The sequence below is a fragment of the Psychrobacillus sp. FSL H8-0487 genome, from assembly GCF_038008385.1.
GTDB lineage: Bacteria > Bacillota > Bacilli > Bacillales_A > Planococcaceae > Psychrobacillus > Psychrobacillus psychrotolerans.
Genome location: NZ_JBBOZA010000001.1, coordinates 2937974 through 2950251, shown reverse-complemented (window position 1 = coordinate 2950251; position 12278 = coordinate 2937974). Strand labels below are relative to the sequence as shown.

Sequence of the window (12278 nt, the reverse complement as noted above, 5' to 3'; positions counted from 1 at the left end):
GGGTTATGAAGCAATGGAAGACGTTAAATACGGAGTATGTCCATAAAAGCTCTTACGGAAATATTAGGAAAGATATATGTGAGCTTCCGAATGGTCTGGTCATTAATGATTATTTTGTAAATGAGTATTCCGATTGGGTGAATGCTGTTGTACTAACTAAGGAAAATAAAATACTACTGGTAGAGCAATATAGACATGCCGGAAATGATATCTATTTAGAAGTTCCTGCAGGTAAAAGAGAACATGGGGAAACGGATGAGGAAGGCATTATAAGAGAAGTTAAAGAAGAAACAGGGTATATTTCACGACAAACACCTATTTTGCTGGGTGAATTTATGATTAATCCCGCTACGCAAACTAATAAAATTAGAACCTACCTCCTGTTGGATGCATATAAACAATTTGATCAAGAACTAGATGAAACCGAGGAGATATGTGTACAATTGTTAGATTTTGAATCGTTAGGCTCTCTTATAAAAACAAATAAGATCAAAACACAGCTTTTTACTGCTCATGCTTATTATCTGACAAAGACTTTCCTTTCTGAAAACCCGTAAAAGTAGAGGAGTGATTATTATTTCTAGCACAGATTACTTCATATTATTTATAATTACTCTCGTAAGTATACTTTTCAATTTTATTTTGTCGAAACTGTACAAAGACAAGGAAAAAGTAGATAAGGGTTTTGTATTTGTTTATCACAAGCTAACCTATAGAAGAAAAATGTTACGAACACTTTGGACAGCTCCTTTTTTAATTCTTTGTTTAATTATGATAAAGAATGTTAGTGAATGGCCATCGCACTTAATTCTCCTGTTCTCTATCTTTTGTTTTGTAACGATTGTTTGGGATTTTACTTATAACTATTTTAAGTGGAAAAAGTTAGAGAAAAATAGAGGAGAAGTAGATGCTAGTGAAAAAGAAAAAGTAGAATCCATATAAAAAGCAGATGAGAAATAAAAATCTCACCTGCATTTTCATTTGTGCAACGTTTGAATTCATACTCGCAACGTCGGTTAGTATAGAAGCAACATTTCACTACTTATTCGCAACGGCCACTGATTTACTGCCGTAGCATCAACCTAGTTCTGTTGGCGTTTATCTTCTATAACGAGTACTTCACCTGTTATGGGATGATTAAATTGGACTTTAAATGCATGAAGCTCATACATTTTAGTTGGTGTTCTTTTAGCACCATATAGTTCGTCTCCAACAATTGGATGTCCTAGATGAGCTAAGTGAACTCGAATTTGGTGGGTACGTCCAGTTTCTAAAATGGCATGTACTTTCGTGAATTGTTCATGTTTCCCTGCAACTTCATAATGAGTAATTGCATTTTGACCAGATGGAGAAACTCTTTTGCGCGTCGGATGATGGCGGTCATTACCGATAGCTGCTCGAATGGTGCCATGCTGGTTTTTCACTTGACCTTCGACAGTTGCCTCGTACGTTCGAACAATTGTTTTGTTTTCTAGCATACGATCAAGCATTCCTTTGACAAGTGGATTTTTTGCAATAACTACTAATCCCTTTGTACCTTCATCGATGCGATGTACATGTTCGCCGTAATGATGGTCTTTACTGTGTAAATAATTTGTCACAGTGTTCATAAAGGTGTGATTTTGACCATCTTCGTTAGGATGCGTCGATACTCCGCGTGGTTTAGAAGCGATTAGTAAATACTCATCTTCATATGCTACATATAAAGGAATCTGATCGGAAAGGAGATAGTTTGAAGATTCTCCCTCCCATTTAATAACTAGTACATCACCTTTTTTGTTTGGAAGCTTCCATTGTAGAAGTTCTCCGCTCTTGTTGCTTACGGCTTTCTGCATTAGTAACTCATGTATTAACTTCTTGCCTAATTTCCATTTCTCTTGAAATAGACTATTGATCGTTAATCCATCTTCTTGTACGGTATACGTTAATGTATGAATCATCTTCCTAACTCCTTTAAAAAAAGGGTCTGTCTGCTCGACATGACCCTTTTGTTTATTTTAAAACGATTTGATCGAAGAATCCTTGAATTTGTTCATTAGAAACGGCGCCTGTTACTCTTTCTACTTCTTTGCCATCTTCAAAATAAATCATTGTTGGTGTTGCTTCGATCCGGTAATCATTCCAACCCTTTTCATACTCAAGTACATTGTATTTAACGATCTCAATCTCATTTTTTTCAGCAAGTGGTGTTAGACGTGGTGTCATTTCTTGACAATGTACACACTCTGGGCTGAAGAAGTAAGCTGTCACTGGTTCTCCAGTAGCAACCTTTTTTTCTAATTCTGCGGGTAAAATAATATTTTGATAGTTTGGATCATCGATTAAATCAATAGTAGACTGTTGTAGATCATCCGTATCGTATGGATTATTCGCTAATGCATCCTTGTTTTTCTGAGAGTTTAACACAAAGATTAATACAAAGACTGCAACGATAATACCACCAAAAATAAGTAGTTTTTTCAAGTTACTTTTCCTCCTTGATGTCCCTCCATACTAAAACACTTGTAATTGCAATTATAATAAATGCAATAAGAGCTAAAAATGGAATGGTTATAAAACCTGCATAGTTAATATATTCTCCTGTACACGCTACTCTACCACATGCGGGTGCTGATTCTTGCATGAAAGTAAGTTTTTGAATGCTATAATGATAAGCAGATATACATCCACCAATCACGGAGAATATAAAAGTTGTTACTGCAATTTTAGGGTTTTTTTGAACATATGCAATTCCTAATATTAGCACAAGTGGATACATGAGTATACGCTGGTACCAACATAAATCACATGGTTCGTATCCTCTTACTTCTGAAAAGTAGAGTGAACCTAATGTTGCAGTAAGGGAAACTGTCCACATAAATAGTAATAGATTTTCCAGTTTTTTTGTCATAGGAACTCCTTTAAATTACTTTGAACTCAAATTAAAGTATAATCCTTCTTTAAATACATGTAAAATATTTTATCTGAAGAGCAAATAGCTATATAATGAAAGATACTGATGAAAGAGGAGCCGATACAATGACAGAAGAATTTGATTTATCCCCATTCGAACAAAGCATGATTATAAGACAAACGTCTTTTTCCGATATAGAGTCGATCTTAGAAATACAACGACAATGTTTTCCGGGTATGGACCCTTGGGAAGTATCCCATTTACGTAGCCATTTAACTATTTTCCCAGAAGGCCAACTGGTTGCAGAACTAGACGGCAAAGTAATTGGTTCCTGTTCTAGTCTTATTATAAATTTTGATGAGTATGATGATCGTCATTCTTGGTCGGATGTAACAGATGCAGGCTACATTACGAACCACAATCCAGATGGCTATAATTTATATGGTATTGAAGTAATGGTGCATCCTGAATATAGAAGAATGAAGGTTGGTCAACGTTTATATGAAGGCAGAAAAGATATTGCAAGACAGTTCAATTTAAAGTCCATTATAATCGGAGGGCGCATTCCTAACTATCATAAATTTGCAGAAGAAATGTCTCCAAGAGAATATGTAACATCTGTTTCTCGCCACAAAATATATGATCCAGTTCTTACCTTCCAATTGATGAATGGCTTTACGCTAATGCGTATTAACCCAAATTATCTACCGGATGATATGGCGTCTGCCAAATATGCAACGCTGATGGAATGGAATAATGTCGATTATATTCCACTTTCTAAACGTCACTTTAAAACAAGCTATCCTGTACGAATTTGTGCAGTGCAATATATGATGCGTAAAATAAATTCATTTGAAGAGTTTGCTAACCAATGTGAATATTTTGTTGACGTAGCTTCCGATGCTCAATCTGATTTTGTAGTGTTCCCGGAAATCTTTACTACGCAGCTAATGTCCTTCCTGAATGAACCATCGCCAAGTCAGGCAGTTCGTAAACTGACAGAATATACTCCGCAATATATGGAGTTATTCTCAGATTTATCGATTCGATATAATATCAATATTATTGCTGGTTCTCACTTCGTGGAAGAAGAAAACGAGGAAATTTATAATATCGCCTATTTATTCCACCGAGATGGTGCAATTGATAAGCAATATAAAATTCATATTACACCGAACGAACGTAAATGGTGGGGAATTAGTGCAGGCGATTCTGTACAAGTATTTGATACGGATTGTGGGAAAATTGCGATTCAAATTTGTTATGATATAGAGTTTCCAGAACTTGCCCGCATAGCTACTGATATGGGTGCAAATATTATCTTCGCTCCATTTTGTACCGAGGATCGTCAAGGATACTTACGAGTTCGCTATTGTGCACAAGCACGTGCTATTGAAAACCAAATCTATACTGTTATTTCAGGTACAGTTGGAAACTTGCCACAAACAGAAAATATGGATATTCAATATGCACAGTCTGCCATTTTCGCACCTTCTGATTTTGAATTTGCACGTGATGGTATTGTGGGAGAAACAGAACCAAACGTTGAGATGGTCTTAATAGGGGATGTAGATTTAGAAATCCTCCGTCGTCAACGTCAAGACGGGACAGTTAAGCATTTAAAAGATAGACGTCATGATGTATACAGTATCGATTATAAAAAATAATGAAGTGGAGTTGACTTTCCTATGCGTTATAGACAACTATTTGACCAATGGAATAACTTCTCAGAGTTAGAAACCGATTGGAAAGAGAACCTTCAACAGCTAGCCAAGGATGAAAAAAGGATAGAGGATGCATTTTACCGTGATCTAGAATTCGGAACAGGTGGCATGCGTGGAGAAATTGGTGCTGGAACGAATCGTATGAACACGTACACTGTTCGTAAAGCGACTACAGGTCTAGCTTCTTATATTAAGGGAGCTGGAGCAGAAGCTATGGAGCGTGGAGTAGTTATCGCTTATGATAGTCGAAGATATTCTCCAGAGTTTGCGCGTGAAGCAGCGAATACACTAGCCTCTAATGGTATTAAAGCGTATTTATATATGGAACCTAGAACTACACCTCAGCTGTCATTTACGGTTAGACATTTACACGCATTTATGGGGATAGTTATTACTGCAAGTCATAATCCTCCTGAATATAATGGATACAAAGTATATGGCGAGGATGGTGCGCAGCTAAATATTGAGGACGCTGAGGTTGTTATTGAGCATGTCAATGATGCAGGAGATGCACTCCATATCGATCAACGAAATCCTGATAAACAATTAATAATTCAATTAGATGAAAAATTGGATGAAGCTTATTTGGAAGCCTTAAAAACAGTGCAAGAAAACGAAGAATTAGCATCTTCTTCTGATCTGAAGGTGGTATTCACTCCCTTACACGGTGCTTCTGGTAAAACAGTCCAACGTATATTAAACGAAGTTGGTTACAAGCATATTTCCTATGTAGAAGAACAGATGGAGCCAGATGGAGACTTCCCGACAGTGGAATCTCCAAATCCGGAAGAGCAAAGTGCTTTTGAATACGCAATTCAGTACGGCGAAAGGAATCATGCAGATATTCTAATAGCAGTCGATCCAGACGGGGACCGCGTTGGTATTGCCGTAAAATCGGATTCTAAGTATGAACTTTTAACTGGCAATCAAACCGGTGCTATATTAATCGAATATCTATTATCACAACGTAAAGCAAAGGGTAACATCCCAGCTAATGGTCGCATATTTAAAACGATTGTTACTTCTGATCTAGGTCGTGTAATTGCCGAATATTACGGAGTAAGTTCAGAGAATGTATTAACAGGTTTCAAATTTATCGGTGAAAAGATTAAGAAATACGAAGAGACAAAAGAGTTTGAGTTTCTATTTGGCTATGAGGAAAGTTATGGTTACTTGATAAAAGATTTTGCACGTGATAAAGATGCGGTGCAAAGCGTGTTAGCGATAGTAGAAGCTGCTGCCTATTATAAGCAACAAGGAAAGACCTTACTCGATGTTTTAGCAATGTTATATGAAAGACATGGCTTCTATTTAGAAGGGCTTCAATCTGTTACGAAAAAAGGAGTAAGTGGTGCGAATGCCATTAAAAACTTACTAGAGCAGGTTCGGACAAATAGAATTACGGAAGTAGCAGGGATACATGTTACCTCCCAAGAGGATTACTTACACTCTACTCGAATGTTTACCGATGGACGAGAAACAGAGGAATTATTCTTACCAAAATCAAATGTAATTAAGTACTTCCTTGCAGACGGCTCATGGGTTTGTGTAAGACCAAGTGGAACTGAGCCTAAGATCAAATATTATTTTGGTGTACTTAGTGGCACAGAAGTAGAAAGTAAAGAAAAACTAAAGTCTTTGAAGGAAGACTTTTCGTTGAAGATGAATCAATACTTAGTAGATTAATATAGAAAACAGGAAAAGTGAAATCTCTTTTCCTGTTTTTTTTTCGGTCAAAAGTATGATGCGCATACCCTACAGTGATTAGTAAATAAGTGATACTATGGAATTATCTGAATTACATACTTGGAGGAGTTTACATGTTATCAAATGAACTCTCGAACATAGAATTACTAAAAGAAATAGCGGAATTGTTAAATGAAGAAACGGAAATGGAGAAAATGCTACAAGGTGCCTTGCAAAAACTATTAGATGGTACCTTATTTGAAACTGGATGGATATTTTTTATTGATGAAAAAGGAAAACAACAGTTAATTGCACATGAAAATTTACCGAACGCGTTAAAGCAGGATGACTGCAGACATTTGCAAAAGGATAGCTGCTGGTGTGTGTCCAGGTTTCAAAAGGGTGAGTTAAAAAAAGCTTCCAATATTATTGAGTGTAAAAGAATAGTAAACGCAAGAAAAATGAGTAATGAGGACAGTGGGGGCATCACGCATCATGCAACTGTACCCTTACAATCAGGACAAGAAAGCTTTGGCCTATTAAATGTTGCGACTCCAAACACGATACGATTTTCAGACGGCGAACTCGCGTTGCTCGAATCGGTGGCTTTTCAAATTGGTTCAGCAATTAAGCGGATTCTCCTCACAAGACAGGAGCAGCAAGTAGCTCTTGTACAGGAGAGAAACCGATTAGCACGAGATTTACATGACTCCGTTAACCAATTACTATTCTCCGTCACGCTTACTGCCCGTGGAGGAATTGAAATGACAGAGCAACCGGATATTAAAGATACATTTAAAGAAATTCAATATTTAACGCAAGAAGCTTTAACAGAAATGCGCGCACTCATTTGGCAGCTACGTCCCAAAGGATTAGAATCAGGAATTATTGAAGGCCTTAAAGGATATGGTGATATTCTAGGGCTTACAATGACAGTGAAAGTAAAGGGCGTTGTTAACTTACCTGCGATTATAGAAGAAACACTGTTCAGAATTGCTCAGGAAGCACTGAATAATATTCGGAAGCATTCTGGTGTACTCATAGCAGAACTATACTTAACGGTCACTTCTACAGATGTATTGTTAGTTGTGAAAGACGAGGGTTGTGGATTTCATATGAAAGAACCCAATAAGCTCCGTTCAATTGGTTTACAGAGTATGAAGGATAGAGCTAGTTTTGTTGGTGGGACAGTGGATTGGGTGACAGGTTGCGAAAAAGGAACAGAAATATTAGTGCGATTACCTTATTAGGAGGGTGCAATTATGATACGTGTATTAATAGCTGATGATCATCATGTAGTAAGAAGAGGATTAATGTTTTTTCTGAAAACCCAAAAGGATATGGATATTGTAGGGGAGGCGACTAACGGAAAAGAAGCAATGGAGCTAACACAAAGTTTAAAGCCCGATGTTATATTAATGGATTTAGTGATGCCGGTAATGGACGGAATTGAAGCAACGAAACTTATAAAATCTACTAATCCGGAAATTCAAATACTAATGCTCACTAGTTTTTCAGATAGAGATCATGTAATTCCTGCCTTAAAAGCTGGCGCAGCGGGTTATCAGTTAAAGGATATAGAACCGGATGACCTCGCTGACGCCATTCGTAAGCTCATGCGCGGAGAAAATACGATACATCCAGAGGCAACAACTCAATTAGAAAAAGAGTGGGAGCCCGTTGTACCAAGTCCACATGAAGAACATCCTTTAACACCTAGAGAGCAGGATGTATTATCTGAGTTGACAAAAGGAAAGAGTAATAGAGAAATAGCATCCTCCTTGTTTGTCACCGAAAAAACAGTCAAAACACATATTTCTAATATATTCGCGAAGCTACATGTTCAAGATCGTACACAAGCCGCCCTATACGCAGTAAAACACGGCCTAACAGAACCAAGCGGACGATGAAAAGCACGGAGAATCGCAATGACTATGCGATTCTCCGTGCTTTTTTTGTTCTGATTAACATATCGATCGATGGCAACTAAGAATCGATCGATCCTCCGCAATAATCGATCCATCAGGCAAGAAAATCGATCCATCAGGCAAGAAAATCGATCGATCAGCAGAAAATATCTACTGCTGATCGAGCAAGTCCATATTTGGTTCAATGTGGACTAAGATAACTGAAAAAGGTTTGACCTTCATAATACGATGTTCTATTTCTTCTGTTATACGATGACTATTCAACACGTTTAAATTTGGATCCACGGTAACCGTAATATCGACAAACATTAAATTTCCATGCATTCTCGCTTTAAAATCGGTTAACTCATCCACACCCTCGACTAGTCGTACTATCGTAGAGAGGGATTCAGCTTCGTCCACATTAAAACCGTCGGATAGCGTATATGCTGCATCATGAAAAATAGTATAGGCGGTATAGATAATGATGATACCAACTAACAGGGCAGTTATACCGTCTAAAAGAGGAAAACCTAAAATAGAGCCGACGATACCAATTGTTGCACCGATACTAACAAGTGCATCAGAGCGATTATCATAAGCTGCTGCTTTTAGAGCAGCACTATTTATACGGTTTCCAAGGTTTAAATTATATCTATAAACAATATACATGATAATGGCACTAAACAAGGCAACAATTGCGGTTAAAAGGGAAGGTGACTCTTGGATAGGGTTAGCAAGATGTTGTACTGCTTGAATGAGAACCTGGATACCGATAAACGCCATAATAAAAGCGGCGACAAGGGAGGCAATGGTTTCTGCCCGTAAATGTCCATATTGGTGATGCTTATCTGGTGGTTTTTGAGAAATTCGCAATCCGATTAAAATAGCAACCGACGCAATGATGTCTGTAAAATTATTTAGACCATCGGCTTTTAAGGCTTCAGATGAACCGATAATACCAACAGTTAACTTAAGTGTACTTAAAAGTAAGTATACGCCAATGCTAATCCAAGCACCTTTTTCCCCTTCACGTAAGTTTGTATATAGTTCCACAATGTTTCCTCACTTCAACAATTATAGACATAGGAAAACGACCCTCATTTGAGAGTCGTTTTTTGAAATCTAATAATTTTTTTATTCCACTATCGGTTCTAGTTCTTCAACTGGAGGTGCAGATTTAATAATCTCTAGATATTGAATATGATGCCCATCAACTTCTTTAATCATGAAATCATAGCCTTGTTCCTGAATCTTTTCACCTTTAATGGTTTCGTAGCTTTTAGTCATAAACCAACCACCTATAGTATCTATATCCTCTTCATCGATATCTATACCAAGTAGGTCGTTAACATTTTCTATTAACATTTTCGCATCGAGAATATAATGATTTTCCTCTAACTTTTGAACTTCTGGAAGTTCATCAGTATCGAACTCGTCACGTATATCTCCTACGATTTCTTCGATAATATCTTCTATAGTTACAAGTCCTGAAGTACCACCGTATTCATCCATTAAGATTGCCATATGAATTCGTTCACGTTGAATCTTAAGTAATAAATCAGCGATTGGCATATTCTCAATAACTCGGATAATCGGTTGCATATAATCACTTACGGGTGTGGTTGCATTCGTAGGATCTTTTATATATGCAGTTAACAAGTTTTTCATATTTACAAGTCCAATAATATGGTCTTTATCACCGTCAGTTATTGGATATCTTGTATATTGTTCCACACCGATCAACTGAAATACTTCATCTAATGTAAAATCTTTATCAATAGAAGTAATCTCGGTGCGTGGAACCATGATTTCTTTTGCAATACGATCATCAAATTCAAAGATTTTGTTAACATATTTGTATTCAGCTTGGTTGATTTCTCCGCCTTTAAAGCTATCGGAAAGAATCATACGAAGTTCTTCTTCGGAATGGGCTACTTCTGACTCTGATACAGCATTTAAACCAAATACTTTGGTTGCTAAGAAACGAGCAGAACCATTCATACCGTGAATAACTGGATACATAAGTTTATCGAAAATGATAAGCGGTTTTGCTACCGCTAATGTAATTTGTTCAGACCTTTGAATAGCAAACGTCTTTGGTGTTAACTCTCCTACAACTACATGTATATAAGTTACAAGAGAGAATGCAATAATAAATGAAAGTAAAGAGGAAACACTCTCTGGGAGCTCAAAATAAGTAAATGCCGGATGTAAAATCCGTTCAATTGTCGGTTCTCCGAGCCAACCTAGCCCTAAAGCTGTTATGGTAATCCCGAGCTGACATGCAGATAGATATTCATCCAGATTGGAAACTACCTTTTTGGCATTTATCGCCTTAGTGTTTCCTTCAGCTATAAGCTGATCAATTCTTGTAGTTCTTACTTTTACAATTGCAAACTCACTCGCAACGAAAAATGCAGTGAATGCGATTAAGACAGCAAATGCTGCCAATCGTATGGCTATGTCCAAATAATTACTTTGTCCCTAACCCAAATGGGGGGTAAGACAAAGTGTACACCTCCTGTTTTCTAAAAAATAGTTTATACGTTTAATAATAAAATATAAAAAAAGAAATTACAAATCTTTCTACTTTAAATAGAGATATTCTATTAATAATTTTTACAAAATCTTAACATTTGGATGCTAAAAATTATTAGATAATAAAGATTATGCCTGTAGAGGAGGTAAAAATGAAAAATAAATATATCGACATACTGAAAGCATCTACTAAGCTTGGCTTAACGTCATTTGGAGGACCAGCTGCTCATATTGGTTATTTCCGGGAAGAATATGTGGAAAAAAGAAAATGGCTAGATGACAAGTTATATGCGGATATCGTTGCGCTATGTCAGTTTTTACCTGGACCGGCCTCCTCCCAAGTAGGAATCTCTATTGGATTATTAAGAGGGGGATTATTGGGAGGTATAATCTCGTGGATAGGTTTTACAATGCCGTCTGTAATTATTTTAATGTTATTTGCTGCATTCATATCGAGTTCAGGATCTTTTGATAGTGGGTGGATTCAAGGACTAAAAATAGTGGCTGTTGCTGTAGTAGCACATGCGATAATAGGTATGCAAAAATCATTAGCACCAGATCGTATAAGAATAAGTATCGCCATAGGATGCGCAATATTAACATTACTTATTCCTACCGCAATTGGACAAATCACGATTATTCTCATAGCGGGTATTTTTGGTTTTTTCTATTATAAAAATGACGTAATAGAACCAGCACCTGAAATGAAGTTAAGTTTTGGTAAAAAGACTGGCATTATTAGTTGGGTTTTATTTTTTACATTGCTCACTTTGCTTCCATTACTAAAACCGTTTGTACAATCTGTCTATTATGCGATATTCGATACTTATTACCGCGTTGGATCTATTGTATTTGGTGGTGGGCATGTTGTATTACCAATGCTACAAAGAGAGGTTGAGCTATCTGCTGATATGTTCCTGACTGGTTACGGAGCAGCACAAGCAGTGCCAGGACCATTATTCACAATCGCTGGTTTTTTAGGACAGATAACTGCTGGAACAGGTGGAGCATTGCTTGCCGTTTTTGCGATGTTTCTACCTTCCTTTTTATTGGTCATTGGAACATTGCCATTTTGGTCTATTATTCGTTCTAAAAAAGGGATTCAAGCAGCTTTAAAGGGAGTGAATGCAGCCGTTGTTGGAATTCTTCTTGCGGCACTTTATGATCCTGTTTTTACAAGTGCGGTAAATAGTACGCTTGATTTTGTTATTGTGTTAATTACTTTTACACTTTTAGTGGTGTATAAGTTAGCGCCATTCAAAGTAGTACTCATCAGTATTGTGTTAGGCGCAATTGTTCATTCATTATAAAAATTCAAAAAGTATTGACAATTAAAATTTCGGTATGCTAATGTTAATATACACAAAAAAATGGAAATGGAGGTATGACAAATGATTCGTTTAAAAGATAGCGCTGTTAACTTAAAAAGTTGTTCATACCTTCCATTAGATCGGAAATGATTTAATAATAGACTTTTGTATTCTATTGTCTATTATTGAGCGCATTACCTCTAGATGGGTAATGCGC

Annotated in this window: 11 protein-coding genes; 6 read left to right on the top strand and 5 right to left on the bottom strand. The window is 36.8% G+C overall.

All coding sequences use genetic code 11. From position 1 onward, the window contains the following. The first annotated feature begins 5 nt into the window (after positions 1 to 5). Positions 6 to 557 (top strand): NUDIX hydrolase, encoded by a 552-nt coding sequence (locus tag MHI47_RS15065; protein WP_340831371.1) that lies wholly within the window; start codon positions 6 to 8, stop codon positions 555 to 557. A gap of 525 nt (positions 558 to 1082) precedes the next feature. Here the strand turns inward: MHI47_RS15065 and MHI47_RS15060 are convergent. Genes MHI47_RS15060 through MHI47_RS15050 form a run of 3 tightly spaced genes read right to left on the bottom strand, consistent with a single transcriptional unit; the run spans position 1083 to position 2890 of the window. Further along, the gene (locus MHI47_RS15060; RefSeq protein ID WP_340831369.1) at positions 1083 to 1940 is read right to left on the bottom strand and encodes an RluA family pseudouridine synthase; all 858 of its coding nucleotides are present in this window, start codon (positions 1938 to 1940) and stop codon (positions 1083 to 1085) included. A gap of 52 nt (positions 1941 to 1992) precedes the next feature. Beyond that, entirely contained in the window at positions 1993 to 2463 is a 471-nt protein-coding gene (locus tag MHI47_RS15055; protein WP_340770013.1) for a thioredoxin family protein, read from the bottom strand. A gap of 1 nt (position 2464) precedes the next feature. Then, positions 2465 to 2890, bottom strand: coding sequence for a disulfide oxidoreductase (locus MHI47_RS15050; protein WP_093538572.1), 426 nt, complete (start codon positions 2888 to 2890; stop codon positions 2465 to 2467). 128 nt (positions 2891 to 3018) lie between these two features. Between MHI47_RS15050 and MHI47_RS15045 the strand changes: the two genes are divergently transcribed. The 4 genes from MHI47_RS15045 to MHI47_RS15030 all read left to right on the top strand — a co-directional run bounded on the left by MHI47_RS15045 (position 3019) and on the right by MHI47_RS15030 (position 8213). Further along, complete coding sequence (locus tag MHI47_RS15045; RefSeq protein WP_093538573.1) at positions 3019 to 4560, top strand: carbon-nitrogen hydrolase family protein; 1542 nt, start codon at positions 3019 to 3021, stop codon at positions 4558 to 4560. A gap of 21 nt (positions 4561 to 4581) precedes the next feature. Beyond that, complete coding sequence (locus MHI47_RS15040; RefSeq protein WP_340831367.1) at positions 4582 to 6303, top strand: phospho-sugar mutase; 1722 nt, start codon at positions 4582 to 4584, stop codon at positions 6301 to 6303. Positions 6304 to 6437: 134 nt separating this feature from the next. Continuing rightward, on the top strand, positions 6438 to 7553 hold the full coding sequence (locus MHI47_RS15035) for a GAF domain-containing sensor histidine kinase (RefSeq protein ID WP_340763292.1): 1116 nt from the start codon (positions 6438 to 6440) through the stop codon (positions 7551 to 7553). A 12-nt stretch (positions 7554 to 7565) separates the two neighbouring features. Beyond that, positions 7566 to 8213: a response regulator gene (locus MHI47_RS15030; RefSeq protein ID WP_093538576.1), complete on the top strand. Its 648-nt coding sequence runs from the start codon at positions 7566 to 7568 to the stop codon at positions 8211 to 8213. Positions 8214 to 8381: 168 nt separating this feature from the next. On the opposite strand, the gene MHI47_RS15025 is transcribed toward MHI47_RS15030, so the two are convergent. Both MHI47_RS15025 and MHI47_RS15020 read right to left on the bottom strand, forming a co-directional pair. Further along, the gene (locus MHI47_RS15025; RefSeq protein ID WP_340763290.1) at positions 8382 to 9266 is read right to left on the bottom strand and encodes a cation diffusion facilitator family transporter; all 885 of its coding nucleotides are present in this window, start codon (positions 9264 to 9266) and stop codon (positions 8382 to 8384) included. 81 nt (positions 9267 to 9347) lie between these two features. Then, positions 9348 to 10682, bottom strand: coding sequence for a hemolysin family protein (locus MHI47_RS15020; RefSeq protein ID WP_245762770.1), 1335 nt, complete (start codon positions 10680 to 10682; stop codon positions 9348 to 9350). A 221-nt stretch (positions 10683 to 10903) separates the two neighbouring features. Between MHI47_RS15020 and chrA the strand changes: the two genes are divergently transcribed. Then, positions 10904 to 12061, top strand: coding sequence for a chromate efflux transporter (gene chrA / locus MHI47_RS15015; protein ID WP_340831365.1), 1158 nt, complete (start codon positions 10904 to 10906; stop codon positions 12059 to 12061). The last annotated feature ends 217 nt before the right edge of the window (positions 12062 to 12278 follow it).